Origin of the sequence: Sphingomonas sp., from assembly GCF_017745215.1 — a bacterium.
Classification (GTDB): domain Bacteria; phylum Pseudomonadota; class Alphaproteobacteria; order Sphingomonadales; family Sphingomonadaceae; genus Sphingomonas.
This window is the reverse complement of the sequence record NZ_JAGHZV010000001.1, coordinates 226,783-247,939: the sequence shown is the minus strand read 5'-3', so window position 1 is coordinate 247,939 and position 21,157 is coordinate 226,783. Positions and strand designations below refer to the sequence as shown.

General features: G+C 69.1%; 21 protein-coding genes. 17 read left to right on the top strand and 4 right to left on the bottom strand.

Translation table 11 applies throughout. The annotated features are described in order from the left end of the window. The first annotated feature begins 83 nt into the window (after nt 1-83). Nucleotides 84-1,727 (top strand): DUF1800 family protein, encoded by a 1,644-nt coding sequence (locus J7495_RS01245; protein WP_294054249.1) that lies wholly within the window; start codon nt 84-86, stop codon nt 1,725-1,727. A 10-nt stretch (nt 1,728-1,737) separates the two neighbouring features. Next, complete coding sequence (locus tag J7495_RS01240; protein ID WP_294054248.1) at nt 1,738-3,114, top strand: DUF1501 domain-containing protein; 1,377 nt, start codon at nt 1,738-1,740, stop codon at nt 3,112-3,114. A 119-nt stretch (nt 3,115-3,233) separates the two neighbouring features. Here the strand turns inward: J7495_RS01240 and J7495_RS01235 are convergent, their stop codons facing one another. Further along, the gene (locus J7495_RS01235; protein ID WP_294054247.1) at nt 3,234-3,680 is read right to left on the bottom strand and encodes a MarR family transcriptional regulator; all 447 of its coding nucleotides are present in this window, start codon (nt 3,678-3,680) and stop codon (nt 3,234-3,236) included. A gap of 96 nt (nt 3,681-3,776) precedes the next feature. Next, nucleotides 3,777-4,190 (bottom strand): Ohr family peroxiredoxin, encoded by a 414-nt coding sequence (locus J7495_RS01230; protein WP_294054246.1) that lies wholly within the window; start codon nt 4,188-4,190, stop codon nt 3,777-3,779. Nucleotides 4,191-4,384: 194 nt separating this feature from the next. Here J7495_RS01230 and J7495_RS01225 point away from each other — a divergent pair, with 194 nt between their 5' ends. The 6 genes from J7495_RS01225 to J7495_RS01200 all read left to right on the top strand — a co-directional run bounded on the left by J7495_RS01225 (nt 4,385) and on the right by J7495_RS01200 (nt 8,906). Continuing rightward, nucleotides 4,385-5,515 (top strand): hypothetical protein, encoded by a 1,131-nt coding sequence (locus J7495_RS01225; RefSeq protein ID WP_294054245.1) that lies wholly within the window; start codon nt 4,385-4,387, stop codon nt 5,513-5,515. Further along, the gene (locus J7495_RS01220; protein ID WP_294054244.1) at nt 5,512-5,946 is read left to right on the top strand and encodes a hypothetical protein; all 435 of its coding nucleotides are present in this window, start codon (nt 5,512-5,514) and stop codon (nt 5,944-5,946) included. Before J7495_RS01225 ends, J7495_RS01220 begins: the two co-directional genes overlap by 4 nt. Then, the gene (gene coaBC, locus J7495_RS01215; RefSeq protein WP_294054243.1) at nt 5,943-7,163 is read left to right on the top strand and encodes a bifunctional phosphopantothenoylcysteine decarboxylase/phosphopantothenate--cysteine ligase CoaBC; all 1,221 of its coding nucleotides are present in this window, start codon (nt 5,943-5,945) and stop codon (nt 7,161-7,163) included. The genes J7495_RS01220 and coaBC overlap by 4 nt, the downstream gene beginning before the upstream one ends. A gap of 245 nt (nt 7,164-7,408) precedes the next feature. Then, the gene (dut, locus tag J7495_RS01210; RefSeq protein ID WP_294054242.1) at nt 7,409-7,858 is read left to right on the top strand and encodes a dUTP diphosphatase; all 450 of its coding nucleotides are present in this window, start codon (nt 7,409-7,411) and stop codon (nt 7,856-7,858) included. After that, nucleotides 7,855-8,604, top strand: a complete 750-nt coding sequence (moeB, locus tag J7495_RS01205) for a molybdopterin-synthase adenylyltransferase MoeB (RefSeq protein ID WP_294054241.1) — start codon at nt 7,855-7,857, stop codon at nt 8,602-8,604. The genes dut and moeB overlap by 4 nt, the downstream gene beginning before the upstream one ends. Next, nucleotides 8,583-8,906 carry a hypothetical protein gene (locus J7495_RS01200; protein ID WP_294054240.1) on the top strand — a complete coding sequence of 108 codons (324 nt, stop codon included), beginning with the start codon at nt 8,583-8,585 and terminating at the stop codon, nt 8,904-8,906. The genes moeB and J7495_RS01200 overlap by 22 nt, the downstream gene beginning before the upstream one ends. Before the next feature lie 51 nt (nt 8,907-8,957). Here J7495_RS01200 and galU read toward each other — a convergent pair whose 3' ends face one another. After that, complete coding sequence (gene galU / locus J7495_RS01195) at nt 8,958-9,827, bottom strand: UTP--glucose-1-phosphate uridylyltransferase GalU (RefSeq protein ID WP_294054239.1); 870 nt, start codon at nt 9,825-9,827, stop codon at nt 8,958-8,960. Between the two features lie 115 nt (nt 9,828-9,942). On the opposite strand from galU, the gene J7495_RS01190 reads away from it, so the two are divergent. From J7495_RS01190 to wecC, 3 genes are read left to right on the top strand one after another with little or no spacing between them, the layout of a single operon-like run. Further along, a complete protein-coding gene (locus J7495_RS01190) occupies nt 9,943-10,281 on the top strand; it encodes a hypothetical protein (protein ID WP_294054238.1) in 339 nt (112 codons plus the stop codon). Between the two features lie 36 nt (nt 10,282-10,317). Continuing rightward, a complete protein-coding gene (gene wecB, locus J7495_RS01185) occupies nt 10,318-11,442 on the top strand; it encodes a UDP-N-acetylglucosamine 2-epimerase (non-hydrolyzing) (protein WP_294054237.1) in 1,125 nt (374 codons plus the stop codon). Continuing rightward, nucleotides 11,426-12,721: a UDP-N-acetyl-D-mannosamine dehydrogenase gene (gene wecC, locus J7495_RS01180; protein ID WP_294054236.1), complete on the top strand. Its 1,296-nt coding sequence runs from the start codon at nt 11,426-11,428 to the stop codon at nt 12,719-12,721. Before wecB ends, wecC begins: the two co-directional genes overlap by 17 nt. 33 nt (nt 12,722-12,754) lie before the next feature. Here wecC and J7495_RS01175 read toward each other — a convergent pair whose 3' ends face one another. Continuing rightward, nucleotides 12,755-13,726 (bottom strand): M48 family metallopeptidase, encoded by a 972-nt coding sequence (locus tag J7495_RS01175; protein WP_294054235.1) that lies wholly within the window; start codon nt 13,724-13,726, stop codon nt 12,755-12,757. 94 nt (nt 13,727-13,820) lie between these two features. Here J7495_RS01175 and gmd point away from each other — a divergent pair, with 94 nt between their 5' ends. From gmd to J7495_RS01145, 6 genes are all read left to right on the top strand, one after another. Beyond that, complete coding sequence (gene gmd, locus J7495_RS01170) at nt 13,821-14,924, top strand: GDP-mannose 4,6-dehydratase (protein WP_294054234.1); 1,104 nt, start codon at nt 13,821-13,823, stop codon at nt 14,922-14,924. 8 nt (nt 14,925-14,932) lie between these two features. Next, a complete protein-coding gene (locus J7495_RS01165) occupies nt 14,933-15,901 on the top strand; it encodes a GDP-L-fucose synthase (RefSeq protein WP_294054233.1) in 969 nt (322 codons plus the stop codon). A 24-nt stretch (nt 15,902-15,925) separates the two neighbouring features. Continuing rightward, on the top strand, nt 15,926-16,882 hold the full coding sequence (locus J7495_RS01160; protein ID WP_294054232.1) for a UDP-glucuronic acid decarboxylase family protein: 957 nt from the start codon (nt 15,926-15,928) through the stop codon (nt 16,880-16,882). Between the two features lie 26 nt (nt 16,883-16,908). Further along, nucleotides 16,909-18,075: a glycosyltransferase family 4 protein gene (locus J7495_RS01155; RefSeq protein WP_294054231.1), complete on the top strand. Its 1,167-nt coding sequence runs from the start codon at nt 16,909-16,911 to the stop codon at nt 18,073-18,075. Nucleotides 18,076-18,157: 82 nt separating this feature from the next. After that, complete coding sequence (gene asnB, locus J7495_RS01150) at nt 18,158-19,990, top strand: asparagine synthase (glutamine-hydrolyzing) (RefSeq protein WP_294054230.1); 1,833 nt, start codon at nt 18,158-18,160, stop codon at nt 19,988-19,990. 62 nt (nt 19,991-20,052) lie between these two features. After that, nucleotides 20,053-21,150: a hypothetical protein gene (locus J7495_RS01145; protein ID WP_294054229.1), complete on the top strand. Its 1,098-nt coding sequence runs from the start codon at nt 20,053-20,055 to the stop codon at nt 21,148-21,150. Nucleotides 21,151-21,157: the final 7 nt, after the last annotated feature.

Sequence of the window (21,157 nt, the reverse complement as noted above, 5' to 3'; positions counted from 1 at the left end):
ACAGGGTGGCAGTTGTGGATCAGCGCGTCGAAGTGGCCGGCGATTGCGCCGGCGAGGCCCCGAGCTCGCAAGGCAGGGTAGCAGTGGGAGCCGGCCTTGCCGCTGGCCTGGGCATCACCATCAGCGCCGTCGCGCTCGCCGCGTCGGATTCGAGCAGCGGCTCGGGCAGCGGCGTGGTGAAGGTGACCGGCTCGCCCACCCCCGCCGCGGCGCCCGCCACCAACATCAGCCGCGCCCAGGCGAGCCGCTTCCTCGCGCAGGCGACGATGGGCGGCAGCGGGCTCGACATCGCCGACGTCCAGGCGCGCGGCTATGCCGGCTGGCTCGACGCGCAGTTCGCCACCGCGCGCGGCCAGACGCACTGGGACTGGCTCGTCGCCAAGGGCTATCGCGACGTCCAGTATCGCAGCGGCGTCGACGGCTTCGACATCTCGATGTGGCGCCAGCTCATCGGCGGCCGCGACCAGCTCCGCCAGCGCGTCGCAATGGCGCTGCTCGAGCTGATGGTGGTCGGCATCGACGACATCCAGGTCAGCTGGCGCCAGTTCGCGATGGCCGGCTATGTCGACCTGCTGCTCGACAATGCCTTCGGCAATTTCCGCACGCTGATGGAGCGGATCGCGACCAATCCGGCGATGTCATCCTACCTCACCTGCCTGGGCAACAAGAAGGCCAATCCGGCGAAGGGCTCGCTTCCCGACGAGAATTTCGCGCGCGAGCTGATGCAGCTCTTCACCATCGGCCTCTACCAGCTCAACATGGACGGGTCGCAGAAGCTCTCGGGCGGCAAGCCGATCGAGACCTATACCCAGACCGACGTGTCGCAGCTCGCGCGCGTCTTCACCGGGCTCACGCTGGCGACGACCGACAATACCACGCCCGATCGCGTGCGCATGCCGCTGGTGCTCAACGAGACCAATCGCGAGACCGGCACCTCGAGCTTCCTCGGCACCACCGTTCCCGCCGGGGTCGACGGCACGACGGCGCGCAAGATCGCGCTCGACGCGATCTTCAATCACGCCAATGTCGCGCCCTTCGTCTCGAAGCAGCTGATCCAGCGGCTCGTCACCAGCAACCCCTCGGCCGCCTATGTCGGCCGCATCGCCGCGGTGTTCGCGAACAACGGCGCGGGCGTGCGCGGCGACCTCAAGGCCGTGGTCCGCGCGATCCTGCTCGACAGCGAGGCGCGGAACGATCCCTCGGCGACCGAGACGCGCGCCGGCAAGCTGCGCGAGCCGATGATCCGCATCACCAACTGGGCGCGCGCGTTCGGCGCCGCCTCGGCGTCGGACCAATGGGCGATCGGCGACACCGGCAGCGCTACCACGCGCGTCAACCAGTCGCCCGGGCGCAGCACCTCGGTCTTCAACTTCTTCCGCCCCGGCTATGTCCCGCCCAACAGCGCGATCGCCACGGCGGGGCTGGTCGGCCCCGAGTTCCAGCTCAACAACGAGCTGAGCGTCGTCGCCTATGTCAATTATCTGGTGAACCTGGTGGGCAATGCGGTCGGCGACGTCCGCGCCGATTATTCCGCGCTCACCGGCAAGGCGAGCAACAGCCAGGCGCTGGTCGACGAAGTCAACGTCCTCCTCGCCGCCAACCAGATCAGCGCCGCAACGGTCGCGCAGATCAAGGCCGCGGTCGACAGCAGCACCGATCCCGCGAGCCGCATCGGCATCGCGGTGCTGCTCGCCATGTCCGCGCCCGAATATATCACGCTCAAATAGGAAGCCCGCGATGTCGAACGAATCCCGCCGTGCCTTCCTGAAGCGCAGCGCCGCCCTCGGCGTCGCGGGCGCTGCCTCGCCCTTCGTCACCCAGCTCGCCGGCATCGGCGAAGCCGCGGCGGCAGCGGCGCCCACGGATTACAAGGCGCTGGTCTGCATCTTCCTCACCGGCGGCAACGACTATGCCAACACGCTGCCGCCCTATGACCCGGCGAGCTATGCGCTCTACCAGGCCGCGCGCCCGGCGCTCGCGCACGACCGCGCCGCGCTCGCCGCGACCGCGCTGACCCCGTCGGTCGCGCTCGCCGGCGGCCGCCAATATGCGCTGGCGCCGACGATGGCGTCGCTGATGCCGGTGTTCAACGCGGGCAAGATGGCGGTGGTGCTCAATGTCGGCACGCTCCTCCAGCCGACCACCAAGGCGCAATATCAGTCGAGCTCGGCGTCGCTGCCGCCCAAGCTGTTCAGCCACAACGACCAGCAGAGCTACTGGCAGGCCTCCAACCCAGAAGGCGCGACCTCGGGCTGGGGCGGCCGGCTCGGCGACCTGTTCCAGAGCGGCAACGGCACCGCGCAGCTCACCTGCATCAACGCAGCGAGCAACGCGGTCTTCATGACCGGACGCCAGGCGATCCAATACTCGATGGCGCCGGGCGGCCCGATTGCGCTGCTCCGCGGCTCGCGCAGCCTGTTCGGCTCAAACACCGCGGGCACGGCGCTGCGCACGATCATGAGCGCGAGCCATTCGCACCTGTTCGAGAACGAGCTCGCCACCACCAACAAGCGCGCGCTCGACCTCTACACCCAGGTCAACGGCGCGCTCGCCTCGGCGCCCGAGTCGAACTTCGGGCTCTTCCCCTCGACCAAGCTGGGCGGCCAGCTCCAGATCATCGCGCGGATGATCGCGGTGGCGTCGCAGCTCGGCGCCAAGCGCCAGGTGTTCTTCGCCTCGGTCGGCGGGTTCGACATGCACGACGACCTGGCGATGAAGCACCCGGGCCAGGTCGGCATGGTCGCCGATGCGCTGCGTGCGTTCTACGATACCACCGCGGCGCTCGGCGTGGCGGACAAGGTGACGAGCTTCACCGCGTCGGACTTCGGCCGCACGCTCCAGCCCAACGACAATGGCTCGGACCATGGCTGGGGCAGCATGCATTTCGTCGTCGGCGGCGCGGTCAAGGGCAAGCGGGTCTACGGCACCCCACCCGCGATCGGCCACGACACCCCCGACGACGTCGGCGCGGGCCGGCTGATCCCGACGATCTCGGTCGACCAATATGCCGCGACGCTCTCGCGCTGGTTCGGTGTCAGCGACACCGACATGCGTACGGTGCTGCCCAACATCGGCAACTACAATGCCTCGACCTGGGGGGTGGGGTTCCTTTGATTCCCTAAATCGTCATCCCGGCGAAAGCCGGGACCCAGGGCCGAGCAGGACGTCGCTCGTGGCTCTGGGTCCCGGCTTTCGCCGGGATGACGGTTAGAGATGAGCGGCGGGAAGGTCGCTCACCCCTCCACCGATCGCAGCAGGTTGTCGCGCACCTTCGCCACCGCCTGCTGCACCTTGACGAAATCCTCGCCCAGCCCGGTCGCCTCGACCAAATTGCCGCCGATCCCGTCACGGCCGAGCTGCCTGCCCTTCTCGGTCAGGCTCACGCGCACCTGGCGCTCGTCCGCGGCGTCGCGCCGCCGCTCGACATAGCCCGTCGCCTCGAGCTTCTTGAGGATCGGCGTCAGCGTGTTCGATTCGAGGAAAAGCTTCCCGCCGAGCGCGCCGACGGTCTGCCCGTCCTCCTCCCAGAGCGCGACCAGCGTGACATATTGCGTATAGGTCAGCCCCAGCTTCTCGAGCAGCGGCCTATAGGCGCGCCCGAAGGCCAGGTTCGCCGAATAGACGGCGAAGCACAGGAAGTCGCCGAGCTTGGGCTGATGGGGTTCAGTCTTGGTGGTCATGAACAGTCTCCGGATCGCCGCGATATAGGGCGCTTCCGATCGAATCGGAAACAGGCCGGCCCGAGCAAAGCGCACCGGGCCGGCCCTGGCCGGTCGTCAGGCGAAGGCTTCGACTTCGACGAGGTTGGTCTCGACCTCGATGTTGCCGTGGACCGCCTTCGAATAGGGGCAGACCGCATGCGCGGCGTCGATCAGCTCGAGCGCGACGTCGCGGTCGAGGCCCTTCAGCGTCACGTCGAGCCGGCCGCTCAGCTGGAAACCGGTCTCGCCGAGCGACAGCTTCACCGTCGTCTCGACCTCGGGCTGCGCAGGGAGCGCGAGCTTGCGCTGCTGCGCGACGAAGCCGATCGCGCCGAGGTAGCAGGCCGACCAGGCGGCGGCGAACAGCTGCTCGGCGGCCGGGTGCGGCTCGGGCAGGGCGAAATCGAAGCGGCCGTCGCTGGTGCGCGCGCGGCCCTCGGGGCCGGCGGAGACATGAGCGGTTCCCGTGAAGAGCGTCTTGGCGGTCATGGTTCGGTTCCTTTGCTGGAGCTAATTAGATCGTGTCCGATTTAATCGGGTGCGCATCATCTAGAAGCGAGTCGACGCGATGTCAATCGTTCGCGATTAGATCGTATACGATTTTTATTGCACCGGCTTGCACCACCCGCCGACCGGCCAACCTCTCGACACGCATCGGCCCGGCCGTGTAGTCCCCGCGGCAGATGGCACCGCCTGCGCCCCTGCCCCTCTGGCTCGACTCTCCCAGCCGCTTCGCCGCGTGGCGCCGCCCGGCGGCGCGCATCGGGCTCGTGCTGCTCCTGCTGCTCGTCGCCGCGAGCTTCCTCGCGCTGCGCGTCGCCGAACCCGCCGCGCTCGGCGCTGAGGCCGCGACCAGCGCGCCGAGCGAGCAGACCGACCTTGCGCTCTACGAGAAGATCGTCTCGGCCGTGAAGGGCGGCGACAATTACTATACCGCCGCCGCCGATGCCCTGCGCGCCGGCAGCTACCCGCTGCGCCCCTTCCTCACCTTCCGCCTCCCCGCGCTCGCCACGGTGCTCGCCGCATTGCCGGGCTGGGCGCCGCGCTACCTGCTCTGGCTGCTCGCCTTCGTGACTGCGCTCGCCTGGGCGCTCCGCCTGGCCGCTGCGCTCCCGCGCCTGGCGCCGCGGCTGGTGACGTCGCTGCTGATCGCCGGGTCGATGCTCGCCTTCATCCAGCCGGGGCTCGTCGCCTTCCACGAAGTCTGGGCCGGGCTGCTCGTCGCCTTGAGCCTTGCGATCCGCCGACCCGGCCATTGGGTCGAGGCAGTCGCGATCGGTCTCGCCGCGATGCTGATCCGCGAGACCGCTACGCTCTACGCCGTGGTGATGGCGCTCGCCGCCTGGCGCGAGGGCGAGCGGCGCGAGGCCTGGGGCTGGGGGGCGGCGCTCCTCCTCTTCGCCGCGATGCTCGGCTTCCACGCCTGGGCGGTCGCCGGCGTGACCGGCCCCAACGACCCCGCCTCGCCCGGCTGGATGGGGCTCCAGGGCTATGGTCTGTTCGTCAAGGCGGTGACGCTCGCGACGGCACTCCAGCTCCTCCCGCTCGCCGCCGCGGCGCCGCTGGTGGCGCTGGCGATGTTCGGCTGGGCGAGCTGGCGCGATCCGCTGGGCACGCGGATGTTCGGCCTCCTGACCGCCTATGCGCTCGCGATCGGCCTGTTCGCGCGGCTCGACACCTTCTACTGGGGCCTGATGCCCGCGCCGATCTTCCTCGCCGGCCTCGCCTTCGTTCCCGACGGCCTGCGCGACCTGGTCCGCCAGAGCCTCGCCCCGGGCAAGCCCCGCATCACCGTGACCAGGTTGGCGCGATGAACGATCACGCCGCCGATCCGTCCAGCCCGCGCACCCGTCCCTGGCTGCTGGTCTGGCTCGCCGGAGCGATCGTGCCGATCCTCATCGGTGCGGTGCCCGTGAGCATCTGGGTGACCGAGGCCTTCTACCTGCCCCCTCCCAATCGAACCATCGTGTCCGGCAATTGGTGGGATCAACTCCCGCTGGTCTTGACCATCGCCGCGCTTGTCGCACTCCCGATCTCGCTGATTGCGACTCTGGTCGCCGCCGCGCTCGAGCGCCGGAAGCCGCGCACGCTGGCAGTCTGGGCGCTGGTCGGCCTGCTGGTTACGCTTCCCGGCGCCCTGCTCTTCGTCGGGCGCGGGCTCGCGGCAGTGGCGACGGTTCTCGGCTTCGGCGTGATCGGCTCCGTCACAGCCTGGCGGGTCCGCCGCGGGAGGCATCCGCAATGAAGCGCATCCTCCTCATCGTCGGCGGCGGCATCGCGGCGTACAAGGCGTCCGAGCTCGTCCGCCTCGCACGCAAGGCCGGGATCGGCGTCACTTGCGTGCTCACCGAGGCGGGCAGCCATTTCGTCACGCCCATGACGCTCGCCGCGCTCAGCGAGAACCAGGTCCACACCACGCTCTGGGATCTCAAGAACGAAACCGAGATGGGGCATATCGAGCTCAGCCGCGAAGCCGATCTCGTCGTCGTCGCGCCGGCCACCGCGGACCTGCTCGCCAAGATGGCCGCGGGCATCGCCGGCGACCTCGCCACCACGCTGCTCCTCGCCACCGACAAGCCCGTGCTCGCAGCACCGGCGATGAACGTGCGGATGTGGCTTCACCCCGCCACCCAGCGCAACGTCCGCCAGCTCCGCGCCGACGGCGTCACCGTGATGGAGCCCGACGAGGGGCCGATGGCCTGCGGCGAGTTCGGCCCCGGCCGCCTCCCCGAGCCCGACCGGATCCTCGCTGCGATCCAGGCCGCGCTTTCGCTCCCCGCCGCGCCCGCCCCACCCGTCGAGCCGCGAAACGGGCCCGGCCCGCTCACCGGCCGCCACATCCTCGTCACCGCCGGCCCGACGCACGAGCCGATCGACCCCGTCCGCTACATCGCCAACCGCTCCTCGGGCCGCCAGGGCTTCGCGATCGCCGGCGCGCTCGCCACGCTCGGCGCGCACGTCACGCTCGTCGCCGGGCCGGTGACGCTCGCCACCCCGCCCGGGGTCAACCGCATCGACATCGAGACCGCGCAGGAGATGGCCAACGCCGTTGCCGCTGCGCTCCCCGCCGACGCCGCCGTGATGGTCGCCGCGGTCGCCGACTGGCGCGCCGAGCCCGCAGATCGCAAGATCAAGAAGGACGGCTCGGGCGCCCCGCCCCCGCTCGCGCTGGTCGAGAACCCCGACATCCTCGCGCTGCTCGCCGCCAGCCCGCGCCGGCCCCGGCTGGTGGTGGGCTTCGCCGCCGAGACCAACGACGTCCTCACGCACGCCACCGCCAAGCGATCGCGCAAGGGCGCCGACTGGATCGTCGCCAACGACGTCTCGGGCGATGTGATGGGCGGCGAGGCCAACACCGTCCACCTCGTCACCGCGGAGGGTGTCGAGAGCTGGGAGACGCTGCCGAAAGAGCAGGTCGCGGAGCGCCTCGCCGCGCGCATCGCCGAGGCGCTCGCCGGCTGAGCCCAGGGGCTTGTGATGTAGGATTCGTTCTGTTTACGTTCCTTGTCGCTCTTTGAACTGTCGAACCGGGCCGAGTCGATTTGGCCGAGCCGAAGCGGGAATCGCGCGCACGGGTCGTGACTCTTGTGACTTTTGACCGGACAGGCGATCGGCGTCGTACGCGCCGCGAAAATAATTTTGCGCCGACTGATACCGGCCCCCCGCGCTTGATCGACATTCGCAAATCGCGAACTTAGGGAGGGGCCATGCTGCCTCCCATCCGCATCGCCGTCCTGCGCCTCCCCCATGGCGAGGGCCTGCCCCTCCCCGCCTATACCACCGACGGCGCCGCGGGCATGGACGTCGTCGCCGCCGAGGAGCTGATCCTGCCCCCCGGCGGCCGCCATGCGGTGGCGACCGGCTTCGCGATGGCGATCCCGCCGGGCTATGAGGTCCAGGTCCGCCCGCGATCGGGGCTCGCGCTCAAGCACGGCGTCACTTGCCTCAACACCCCCGGCACGATCGACAGCGACTATCGCGGCGAAGTGAAGGTGATCCTCGCCAACTTGGGCGCCGCCCCCTTCCCGATCGCCCGCGGCGACCGCATCGCCCAGCTCGTCCCCGCCCCCGTCCAGCGCGCCGAGCTCGAGCTTGCCGAGAGCCTGGACGAGACTGCGCGCGGCGCCGGCGGGTTCGGCTCCACCGGCACGCGATGACCCTTTCGGACGCCGAGCTCGAGCGCTACGCCCGCCACATCATCCTGCGCGAGATCGGCGGCGGCGGGCAGCTTCGGCTCAAGGCGGCGAGCGTGCTGGTGGTCGGCGCGGGCGGAATCGGCGCGCCGGCGATCCAGTATCTCGCCGCCGCCGGGGTCGGCCGGCTGACGATCGTCGACGACGATGCCGTCGACCTTTCGAACCTCCAGCGCCAGACGTTGTTCGCCACCGAGGACCTCGGCGAACCCAAGGCCGAGCGCGCCCGCGCCCGCGCACTGGCAATCAATTCCGAAATCGAAGTCATCGCCTGTCGCTCGCGCCTCGACGCGGGCAATATCGAGGTCATGGCCGGCCACGACGTCATCCTCGACGGCACCGACAATTTCGCGACGCGGCTGCTCGTCGCGGACGCGGCGCTGCGCCACCGCATCCCGCTGGTCTCGGCCGCGGTCTCGGAGTTCGAGGGCCAGCTCGGCGTCTTCCGCGGCTGGGAGGCGGACAAGCCCTGCTACCGCTGCTTCGTCGGCAACGATCCCGGGCGCGAGGGCGTGAGCTGCGCCGAACAGGGCGTGCTCGGCGCGCTCACCGGCGTGATGGGCAGCCTCGCCGCGCTCGAGGCGATCCGCGCGGTCGTCCCCTTCGGCGAGGACAGCGCGGGCAAGCTCCTCCTTGTCGACGCGCTCAACCTTCGCTTCCGCACCCTCTCGCTGCCCAAGGATCCCGGATGCCCAAGCTGCGCGGCCTGACTCTCGTCGTGGTGAGCGGCGACCCCGAGCGCTTCCGCGCCGCGCTCACCATCGCCTGCGCGCATGCGGTGCAGGGCGAGCGCACGCGCTTCTACTGCCACGAAGGCGCCGTCGCGCTGCTCAGGCCCGGCGACCATGAGCGCGACACGCTGTTCCGCATGGCGCGCGAATGCGGGGTCGAGTTCATCGCCTGCCAGACGGGCCTGGCGATGGCCGACATGGCGATGCCCGCCGGCGTCGAGCCCGGCGGGCTGGTCGGCATCTTCGCCGAGCTGAGCGACGATCGGCTGGTGACGGTTTGAAGGGGCAATAAACCGTCATCCCGGCTTTCGCCGGGATGACGATGAAACCCGTTAACCCGGCAACGTTCCCAAAAATTCCTTCACCGCCGGGCTGATGTCCTCACGCGAGAGCGCCACGGCGATGTTCGCCTGGATGAAGCCCGCCTTGTCGCCGCAATCGTAGCGCACGCCGTCGAAGGTCAGGCCGAAGAAGGGCTGGTTGCCGATCATCTGCGCCATCGCGTCGGTGAGCTGGATCTCGCCGCCCGCGCCCTTCTCCTGCGTCTCGAGCACGCGCATCACGTCGGGCTGGAGGATGTAGCGGCCGATCACCGCCAGGTTCGAGGGCGAGGTGCCGCGCTTGGGCTTCTCGACCAGCCCCTTCACTTCAGTGAGCGCCCCGTTGCGCGCGCCCGGCGTGATGATGCCGTATTTGTCGGTCGCTTCCTCCGCGACTTCCATCGCGCAGATCATGTTGCCGCCGGTCTTGTTGTACGCCTCGACCATCTGCTTGAGGCAGCCCGGCTGGCCGACCATGAAGTCGTCGGCGAGCAGCACCGCGAAGGGCTCGTCGCCCACGATGTCGCGCGCGCACCACACCGCATGGCCCAGGCCCATCGGCTCCTGCTGGCGCACATAGGCGACGTTGCCCGGCTTGAGCCGCGTGCCGTCGAGCACGTCGAGCGACTTGCCGCGCGACGACATGGTGTGCTCGAGTTCGTAGGAGATGTCGAAATGGTCCTCGATCGCGCTCTTGCCGCGGCCGGTGACGAAGATCATCTGCTCGATCCCCGCCTCGATCGCTTCGTCGACGGCGTACTGGATCAGCGGCCGGTCGACGACCGGGAGCATCTCCTTGGGCATCGCCTTGGTGGCGGGAAGGAAGCGGGTGCCCAGACCGCCGACAGGAAACACAGCCTTACGCAACGGCTTGAACGACATTCGCAAGCTCCCCCAAATCGTGGCGCGGGAGATACAGGCCGCGGGGGACCTGCGCAATGATGCAGTGCAATATTGTTGCACCGGAATGTCCCGCGAGTAGAACGCTCGGCCTCGAATGACCCGCTCGCGACTCACCTTCCTGTTCATGCTGGTGATGATGCTGTTCTTCGCCTTCTCGCCGGGACAGCTCACCGGCGAATTCGGTACAGGAGAGAATCGTCACGCCTTCGCCTTTGCGGTGCTGCCGCTGGTGAGCGCCTTCGCCTGGCCGCGCTTCCGCCTGCGCTGGCAGTTCCTCATCTATGCCGCGCTCGGCGGGTCGATCGAACTGGTGCAGATGCTGCTGCGCACCACGCATGTCGCCGAATGGGACGATTGGTTCACCGACATCGGCGCCGCGGCGATCGCGCTGCTCGTCGCCTGGGGTCTCCGCCGCTGGGACCGCGGCGGTTAGCGCCGCCTTAAGCAGCCGAGGTTAGGTACGGTGCCGATGCGCAAGGTCCTCGTCATCTTCGGAACCCGCCCCGAGGCGATCAAGCTCTTCCCGGTGGTCCGCGCGCTGGCCGCAACGCCGGGGCTCGAAGTGCGCACCTGCGTCACTGCGCAGCATCGCGGGCTGCTCGACCAGGTCCTCTCGATCGCCGGCCTCGTGCCCGACATCGACCTCGACCTGATGCAGCCCGGCCAGACGCTCGACGCCCTCACCGCCCGCCTGCTCACCGGCCTGGGCGCCGTGATGGACGCCGAGAAGCCCGACCGCGTCATCGTCCAGGGCGACACCGCCACCGCGATGGTCGGCGCGCTCGCGGCCTATTACCGCAAGGTGCCGGTGAGCCATGTCGAGGCGGGGCTGCGCTCGGGCGACATCTTCCATCCCTGGCCCGAGGAAGTGAACCGCCGCATCGTCGCCCCGATCGCCGACCAGCATTTCGCGCCTACCGAGACCGCGGCCGAAGCGCTCCGCCGCGAGAACATCGCGCCCGCGACGATCCACGTCACCGGCAACACGGTCATCGACGCGCTGCTCGCCACTCGCGCCGCGATCGAGGCGAACCCCACCCTCGCCGCCGGGCTCGACGAGATCGCCGAGCGATTCGCGGGCAAGCGACTGGTCTTGGTCACCACCCACCGCCGCGAGAATTTCGGCGGCGGCATGCAGGCGATCGCCCGCGCGATCCGCCGCATCGCCGACCGGCCCGACGTCGCGGTGCTCTTCCCGGTCCACCCCAACCCCAATGTCGTCTCGGTGATGGACGAAGTGCTGGGCACCAATCCCGACATCGCCCGCATCGACCCGCTCGATTACCCGCACTTCATCCGCGCTCTCGGCATGGCCGAGATCGTCCTCACCGATTCGGGCGGCGTCCAGGAGGAAGCCCCCGCGCTCGGCAAGCCGGTCCTCGTGATGCGCGAGACCACCGAACGCCCCGAAGGCATCGCCGCGGGCACCGCCAGGCTCGTCGGCACCGACGAGGACCGGATCGTTTCCGAAATCTCAACCCTCCTCGACGTACCCAGTGCCTATTCGGCGATGGCCCGCGCGCACAATCCGTTCGGCGACGGCCACGCCTCGGCGCGGATAGCGGGGATCGTTGCGGATGCTTTCGGATGCTGAGCTGAAGGTCGCGGTCCTCGGACTCGGCTATATCGGGCTTCCCACCGCCGCGGTGATCGCGCGGACCGGGGCGCAGGTGCTCGGCATCGACGTCCACCAGTCGGTGGTCGACACGATCAACTCGGGCAAGGTCCACATCGAGGAGATCGACCTCGACGGCCTCGTCTCGGGCGTCGTCGCGCGCGGGAACCTGCGCGCCTCGCTCCAGATCGAGCCGGCCGACGTCTTCGTCATCGCCGTCCCGACCCCCTTCGACGCCGACCATGCCCCCGACATCGGCTATGTCCTCAAGGCCGCGACCACCATCGCGATCGTGCTCAAGCCCGGCGACACGGTCATCCTCGAATCGACCTCGCCGGTCGGCACCACCGAGCAGGTCGCCGACCTGCTCGCCGAGCTCCGCCCCGATCTCAACATCCCCGGCCGCTGCGCCGGCAGCGCCGACGTGGCGATCGCCTATTGCCCCGAGCGCGTGCTCCCCGGCCGCATCCTCGTCGAGCTGATCGAGAACGACCGCGTGATCGGCGGCATCACCTCGCGCTGCGCGCGCAAGGCGCTGCAATTCTACCGGCGCTTCGTGCGCGGCGCCTGCGTCACCACCAGCGCGCGCGCGGCGGAAATGACCAAGCTCACCGAGAACGCCTTCCGCGACGTCAACATCGCCTTCGCCAACGAGCTGAGCCTCGTCGCCGAGAAGATGGGCGTCGACGTGTGGGAAGTGATCCGCCTCGCCAACCGCCACCCGCGCGTCAACATCCTCTCGCCCGGCCCCGGCGTCGGCGGGCATTGCATCGCGGTCGACCCGTGGTTCCTCGTCCATTCGGCCCCCGAGGCGACGCCGCTGATCCGCACTGCGCGCCAGGTCAACGACGGCAAGGTCGGCTACACCATCGGCCGCGCCGAGGCGCTGATCGAGAGCTTGGCCGGAGCGCCGGTCGCGTGCCTCGGCCTCGCGTTCAAGGCGAACATCGACGACTTCCGCGAGAGCCCCGCGCTCAAGGTCGCGGCCAGCCTGGCGCAACGCTTCGGCGAGCGCGTCCGCATCGTCGAGCCCTATGCGAGCGTGCTGCCCAAGGCGTTCGACGGGACGGGCGCGAGCCTGATCGACATCGACACCGCGCTCGAGACCTGCCCGATCCTGATCGTGCTGGTCGACCATGACGTGTTCAAGTCGGTCCCGCTGGACGAGCGCTCGGCCAAGCTGGTGTACGACACGCGCGGGATCTGGCCCGACCAGCCCAAGGCGATAGCGGTCTCGCCGCTGCGCAAGGTGGGTTGAACTTCCTTCTCCCCTCCCTGGAAGGGAGGGGAGTTAAGGCTCGAACCGCGCCACTTCCCCCCGCGCCTTCGCCGCGCGGATCCTGGCAATCTCCCCCTCGATCGCCGCGATCCGCTTCGCCGCGCCGGGATGGGTGAAGTCGCCGAAGTCGAACGTCTCCTTCCCCATCCGCTGCCACAGCCGCACCGCGCCTTCCATCGGATAGCCGGCACGATCGAGTAGATAGACCGAGAAACGATCCGCCTCGAGCTCGGTCGCGCGGGTCAGCCGGGCGTTGCGGCCGAAGTTCTGGAGGATGCCGCGCTGCACTCCCGCTGCGTCCAGCGCCGCGCGATGGCCGAGGATGTTGTGCGCCATCTCATGCGCGATCGCCGCGGCGAGCTCGTCATCGTCGGTCGCGAACGCCGCGAGGCCCGAAGTCACTTCGACATAGCGCCCGTCCGCCAGCGCCTGTTTCGCGCCCGATGCCTTGAGCTGGAAGCGGCTCGCGCAGCCCCGCGCCGCGTCGAACGCCACGTCCAGCCGCTTGCCGTCGCGCTCGACCGCCAGCTCGGCGCGCCCGCCTGCCAGCGCCGCATCGAGCATCCCAAGCGCGGCGAGCACCCGGCCATAGTCCGGCCGGCGCGTGGCGGGCGGCACCGGCCTGCCGTCGATCGCCACGATCGAATCATTCGCCTTCAGCCCCGCCGCCGCAGCGGGGCTGCCGGGCACCACCGCGAAGACCTTGGGCCACGGCCCGCCGCCGAACGCCGCGGCGAGGCTGGCGTCCTCGCTCGGCGGATAGAGGCTCGCATCCTGCACTTGGATGCCGCTCAGCGGCACCGGCTTCGGACAAAGATCCCCCGCCGCCGTCGCGAGCCGATAGCCGATCCCCGCGATCCGCGCCTCGACCGCCTGGAACAGCAGCAGCTGCACCACTTCGTCCGAATCCGCCGCCGCTGCCGGCTGGAGCAGCCCCGCCAGCGCGGCGAGGAACAGCGTGAAGCGGAAAGCGATCGCAGTCATGCCCCGAGCTAGCAGAATGATTTGCCGGGAGTGAAGTGCTGGACTTGCCCGGACGGCTATTCTAGCGCTCCCTCTCAGTCATGGTGAGGGTGGAATGACGAAGCGCACTGCGCTGGTAACGGGCGTCACGGGCCAGGACGGCGCCTATCTGGTCGAGCTGCTGCTCGCCAAGGGCTATGAGGTGCACGGCATCAAGCGCCGTTCCTCGTCGTTCAACACCCAGCGGATCGACCATCTCTACCAGGATCCGCACGAGAGCGGTGCGCGACTGCACTTGCACTATGGCGACATGACCGATTCGACCAACCTGATCCGCATCGTCCAGGAGACCCAGCCCGACGAGATCTATAATCTCGCCGCGCAGAGCCACGTCCAGGTCAGCTTCGACACCGCGGAGTATACCGCCAATGCCGATGCGATCGGCACGCTCAGGCTGCTCGAAGCGCTGCGGCTGCTCAAGCTCACCGAGAAGACACGCTTCTACCAGGCCTCGACCTCCGAGCTCTACGGCCTCGTCCAGCAGGTCCCGCAGACCGAGAAGACGCCCTTCTACCCCCGCTCGCCCTATGCCGCGGCGAAGCTCTACGCCTATTGGATCACGGTCAACTACCGCGAGGCCTATGGCATCCACGCTTCGAACGGCATCCTGTTCAACCATGAGAGCCCGATCCGCGGCGAGACCTTCGTGACGCGCAAGATCACCCGCGCGGTCGCGGCGATCCGGCTCGGCATCCAGGAGACGCTGTGGCTCGGCAACCTCGACGCCGAGCGCGACTGGGGCCATGCCCGCGACTATGTCGAGGGGATGTGGCGGATCGTCCAGCACGAGCAGGGCGACGATTTCGTGCTGGCGACCGGGGTGACCAACAAGGTGCGCACCTTCGTCGAGCTCGCGTTCAAGGAAGCCGGCACCACCATTGCCTGGGAAGGCGAAGGCGTCGACGAGATCGGCCGCTGCGCCGCTTCGGGCAACGTGCTGGTCCGGATCGACCCGCGCTATTTCCGCCCGACCGAAGTCGAGCTGCTGATCGGCGACGCCTCCAAGGCGAAGCGGCTGCTCGGCTGGGAACCCAGGGTCACGCTCCCCGAGCTGGTGTCCGAGATGGTGCGCGAGGACCTCAAGACCGTCGCCGCCGAGGCAGCCTCCCGCCGCCCCGACGAGGAGCGCCCCGCCGCGCTCCACGCCGCCGGACGCTGAGCCAAGCGATGGCCGATCTCTTCCCGCTCGCGGGCAAGCGCGTCTGGGTCGCGGGCGAGCACGGCATGGTCGGCCGCGCGATCGTGCGCCGGCTCGCGCGCGAGGACGTCGCGCTGGTCCCCTCGCCCCGGCCGCGCCTCGACCTGCGCGACCAGGCCGCCACCCACGGCTGGATCGCCGAAGCCAGGCCCGACCTGATCTTCCTCGCCGCCGCCAGGGTCGGCGGCATCCAGGCGAACGACAGCTTGCCCGCCAGTTTCCTCTACGACAACCTGGTGATCGAGACGAACGTGATCGAGGGCGCGCGCCTCGCGGGCACCTCGAAGCTCGTCTTCCTCGGCTCGTCGTGCATCTTCCCCAAGCTCGCGCCGCAGCCGATGCCCGAGGAAGCGCTGCTCACCGGCCCGCTCGAGCCGACCAACCAATGGTACGCCATCGCCAAGATCGCCGGGCTCAAGCTCTGCGAGGCCTATCGCGCGCAATATGGCTGCGACTTCATCTCGGCCCAGCCGACCAACCTTTACGGCCCCTTCGACAATTTCGACCTGAACGCCAGCCACGTCCTGCCGGCGCTGATGCGCAAGGCGCACGAGGCGAAGCTCGCCGGCGCCGAGGCGATGACCGTCTGGGGATCGGGCAGTCCGTTGCGCGAATTCCTCCACGTCGACGATCTCGCCGATGCCTTGGTGTTCCTGGCGAAGGCCTATTCCGACGCCGGCTTCGTCAACATCGGCAGCGGGCAGGAGACCAGCATCGCCGAGCTCGCGCACACGGTCGCCGAGGCGGTGGGCTTCACGGGCCGGCTCGAATTCGATGCGTCCAAGCCCGACGGCACCCCGCGCAAGCTGGTGGATACGGCAAAGCTCGATACACTGGGCTGGCGCGCGTCGATCCCGCTTGGGGAAGGCGTTGCGCAAGTCTATCGCTGGTTCCTCGAAAACAACGACATGCTGCGCCTCGAAGTCGCGGCTCACTGAACAGGCAGGAAAGGGTTCCGTCCTTTGGCACGCGTCTATGGCAGCAGAAAACGTATCCTCGTCACCGGCGGCGCGGGCTTCCTCGGCTCGCACCTGTGCGATCGGCTGCTGGCCGAAGGGCATGAGGTGCTCTGCGTCGACAATCTCTTCACCGGCGCCAAGCGTAACGTGGAGCATCTTCACTCGAACCCGCGCTTCGAGTTCCTGCGCCACGACGTGACCTTCCCGCTCTTCGTCGAGGTCGACGAGATCTACAATCTCGCCTGCCCCGCCTCGCCGATCCACTATCAATACGATCCGGTGCAGACGACCAAGACCTCGGTGATCGGCGCGATCAACATGCTCGGCCTCGCCAAGCGGCTGCGCTGCCGGATCTTCCAGGCCTCGACCAGCGAAGTCTATGGCGACCCGACCGAGCATCCGCAGACCGAAGCCTATTGGGGCAACGTCAATCCCATCGGCACGCGCTCCTGCTACGACGAAGGCAAGCGCTGCGCCGAGACGCTGTTCTTCGACTATCACCGCCAGCACGGCATCGACGTGAAGGTCGCGCGGATCTTCAACACCTATGGCCCGCGCATGCACCCTGCCGACGGGCGCGTGGTCTCGAACTTCATCGTCCAGGCGCTGGATGGCCGGCCGATCACCATCTACGGCAACGGCTCGCAGACGCGCAGCTTCTGCTACGTCGACGACCTGATCGAAGGCTTCATCCGGCTGATGGGCACCGAAGCGGGCTTCCCCGGCCCGGTCAACATCGGCAATCCGGTCGAGTTCACGATCCGCGAACTCGCCGAGCTGGTGATCGAGAAGACCGGCGCCAAGTCGCCGCTGGTCGAGGAGCCGCTGCCTTCGGACGACCCCAAGCAGCGCCAGCCCGACATCCGCGTCGCGCGCGAGAAGCTCGGCTGGGAGCCCAAGGTGCCGCTGAGCCAGGGCCTCGACGCGACGATCGCCTATTTCGCCAGCCTCGACCGCTGAGGCGGTCCCGGCCCATGTCCCGGCCCATGTCTCGTCCCGCCACCTTCCTGATCCTGGTGACCGATGCCTATGGCGGGTTCGGTGGCATCTCGCAGTACAACCGCGACCTGATCGACGGCCTCTGCTCGCTCGACGAGGTCGGCCGCGTTGACGCATTGCCGCGGATCGCCAAGGAGCCGGTGGGCGAGCTGCCCGCCAAGCTCCACTTCGATCTCTCCGGGATCGCCGGCAAGCCGGCCTATGCGCTGGCGGTGCTGCGCCACGCCTTCTCGGGTCCGCGTCCCGACCTCGTGCTTTGCGGCCACCTCAACCTGCTGCCGCTCGCGGCGCTGGTGGCGGGGCTGCGTCGCGCGAAGCTCGCGCTCCAGATCCATGGGATCGACGCCTGGACGCCGCATCCCGGCGCGCTGGTGCGGTGGCTCACGGGGAGGATCGACGTGGTGCTGTCGGTCAGCGCGGTCACCGCCGATCGCTACCTCAAATGGGCACGGCCGCCCCGTACCGGCGCGCGCGTGCTGCCCAACACGATCACGCTCGAACGCTATGGCGTGGCGCCCAAGGCGCCCGACCTCGTCGAGAAGTTCGGCCTCGCCGGGCGCACCGTGCTGCTCACCATGGGTCGGCTGGCGGGCCGCGAGCGCTACAAGGGCTTCGATCGCGTGATCGAGGCGATGCCGCTGATCGCCGCGCACGATCCCTCCGCGGTCTATGTCGTCGCCGGCGCGGGCGACGACCTGGAGCGGCTGCGCGACAAGGCGAAGCAGTTCGGCGTCGGCGACCGCGTGATCTTCACCGGCTTCGTACCCGAGGAACGCAAGGCCGATTATTTCCGCCTCGCCGACGTCTATGTCATGCCCAGCCTGGGCGAAGGCTTCGGCATCGTCTGCCTGGAGGCGATGGCGTGCGGCGTGCCGACCGTCGCGAGCACGCGCGACGGCAGCTTCGAAGCAATCCGCGGAGGTGAGCTGGGCATCGCCGTCGACCCGTTCGATCCGACCGCGATCAAGGACGCCGTCGCCGAATCGCTCCGCCGCCCGAGAACGGTCCCGAGCGGACTAAACTATTTTGCCGTTCCGGCGTTTCGGGCCCGGCTCCGCGAACTTTTCTTCGGAACGGATTCAATATTTTGCACTCGGCTTCACACCAAGAACTCCGTCCCGGATCAGCCCGGCGCCGCAGGGGGGATTGACTAGCATCCCCTTAACGATGGAAGTGCGTCTGCCGGCCTGCGTTGGGGGACGAAGGGCGGCTCGCTTTTTGGGGGAGCGGTGTTGAATGTGCGGCCTTAACGGCATTTTCGGCTATGGGAGCAGTGCGCCTGCACCATCGCCGGAGGAGGCCCGCCTGAGCAGCGAAGCGCAAGCGCGCCGAGGGCCGGACGGGGAAGGGTTCTGGAGCAGCGCAAGCGGGCGATGCCTGCTGGCGCACCGAAGGCTCTCCATCATCGACCTGTCCGATCGCGGCAAGCAGCCGATGCACAGCGCCGGCGGTCGCTACACGATCGTCTACAACGGCGAGATCTACAACTACCCCGAGCTGCGCGCCGCCGCGATCGCCAACGGCATCGAACTGGCAAGCGATTCGGACACCGAGATCCTGCTCCACCTCTATGCCGCGCGCGGGCCCGCGATGCTCGCCGAGCTGCGCGGCATGTTTGCCTTCGCGATCTGGGACGAAACCGAACAGTCGCTGTTCCTCGCGCGCGACCCCTTCGGGATCAAGCCGCTCTACTACAGCGACCAGGCGGGCACCTTCCGCTTCGCCTCGCAGGTGCGCGGGCTGCTCGCCGGCGGCGCGATCGACCGGGCGCCCAATCCGGCCGGCGTGATCGGCTTCCTGCTGCTCGGCAGCGTGCCCGAGCCCTTCACCTGGTTCGAAGCGATCTCGGCGCTGCCCGCGGGCCACCATGTCACCGTCACGCCCCGGGGCGTGGGCGAGCCGGTGCGCTACGCCGACCCGGCCTCGGCGCTCGCCACGACGATCTCGCGTGGCGTGACTCGCGAGGAGTCGATGCGCCAGGGCGTCCAGGCGCTTCGTGAGAGCGTCCGCGCGCATCTGCTCGCCGACGTGCCCGTCGGGCTGTTCCTGTCGAGCGGCATCGATTCGGCATCGATCCTCGGCATCGCCAGCGACTTCCAGACCTGCCCCCTGCGCTGCATCACGCTCGGCTTCCGCGAGTTCGAAGGCACGCCCGAGGACGAGGTCCCGCTCGCATCGCGGCTCGCCGATTACTACGGCGCGAAGCACGAGGTCCGCTGGGTCGATCAGGACGAGTTCTCGGCCGACCTCGACGCGCTGTTCGGCGCGATGGACCAGCCCTCGATCGACGGCGTCAACACCTGGTTCGTCGCCAAGGCAGCGCATTCGGCCGGGCTCAAGGTCGCGATGTCGGGCATCGGCGGAGACGAACTGCTCGGCGGTTATTCGAACTTTTCCAACGTGCCGGGCTGGCACCGCCGCTTCCGGATGATCAGCAACCTCCCCGCGCTCGCGCCGCTGCTCGAGCGCGGCGTGCGCGTCGCCGCCCCTCGGCTGATGCGCGACAAGCCCAAGATCACCGGTCTCTTCCGCCACGCCGGCACGATCGGCACCACCTATTTCGTCGCGCGCGCGCTGCGCATGCCCGAGGCGCTGCCCGCCGCGCTCGACGCCGGCTTCGCCGCCGAAGGCCTGCGCCGGCTCGAGCTGCGCAGCCGGATGAACGCGCCGATCGACCCGCGCCCCGATTCGGATCAGGCGGCGGTGACCCTGCTCGAGCTTGCCTTCTACGCACGAAACCAGCTGCTGCGCGACGCCGACTGGGCTGGCATGGCGCACAGCCTCGAGATTCGCACGCCGCTGCTCGATTTCGCGCTGTTCGAGGCCCTGGGCCCGCTGATCGGCCATCTTCGCCCCGGCGAGGGCAAGCAGTTGCTCGCCTCGGCGCCGGCCAAGCCGCTCCCGGAATGGATCCGCAACCGCGCCAAGACCGGATTCACCGTGCCCTATGCGCATTGGATGCAGGACCTGATCGGCCGCGACGGCGCGGGGCCGCTCGATCCGGCGAACCGCGGCGACGTTTCGCGGCGCTGGGCCAATTATGTGCTGGACCGCTACGCCGCTGCCTGACTAGGAGCGCCGGCATGGGAACGCCCGACGACCTGCCGGCACGGCGCGCCGAGGACTAGCGCTTGGCTTCCCCCTATATCGTCCAGATCGTACCCGTGCGCTCGGCTGCGGCCGAGGGCGTCGGCGACTATGCGGCTCGGATCGCCGAACGGCTGCTCGCCGATCATGGCATCGGCACGCATTTCATCGCCTGCACACCCCTGCCTCCCGCGCAACGACGCGCCGATGGCTGGGACTCGGTCGAGCTCGCCCGCCGCGGCGCCGCCGAGCTGCTCGAGGCGTTGGCCCCGCACGGCGATGCGCCGGTGCTCCATCATCACTCGGGCTATGGCTATCACGTCAGGGGCTTTCCCCTCTGGCTTGCCCGCGCGCTCGGGCAATGGCGCGCGACGAGCGACCGGCGGCGGCTGTTCACCGTCTTTCACGAGCTCTATGCGACCGGGCCGGTTTGGCGCAGTGCCTTCTGGGTCAGCGGACTGCAGATCCGCGCGACGCGCCGCGTCCTGCGCGCGAGCGACGCCGCGCTCGCGACCAAGGAGCGCAACGTCGCGTATCTGCGCCGCTGGGAGCCGGCAGGTCCGCCGGTCGACTGGTATCCCTGTTTCGCCGCGGTGGGCGAACCGACGGGTCCGACCGCCGCCGCGAGCGAACGCCCGCCGGTGCTCGTGCTCTTCGGCCGTGCGCAGATGGCGCATGTACTCTATGGCGAGCATCGCGGCGCGGTCGAAGCCTTTGTGCGCGCCAACGATATCCGCGACGTGATCGATCTGGGGGGCCGTCTCGCGCCGCCGCCGGCGGAGCTCGGCGGTGCGCCCGTGCACGCGCTCGGCGAGGTGCCGGCCGCCGCGGTGATCCAGGCGCTTTCTCAGGCGCGGTTCGGCATGGTCCAATACGCTGCGGACTGGATCGCCAAGTCGAGCGTGTTCGCGGCGATATGCGCCAGCGGAGCCGTCCCCGTCGTCGTCAGCGGTCAGGCGGGCCGCGAGGATGCGCTCGAGCCCGGCACCAACTATCTCAGGCTCGATCCGGCGGCTCCGGCTCCGGCGCCCGACGCCGCTGCGCTGGATCAATTGCAGTCCGGCGCGAGAAGCTGGTATGAGCCCCATTCGATCGCCCGGGTAACCGACGCCATCCGCCGCCAGTTGTTTCCGCAAGCCTGACAGAAGC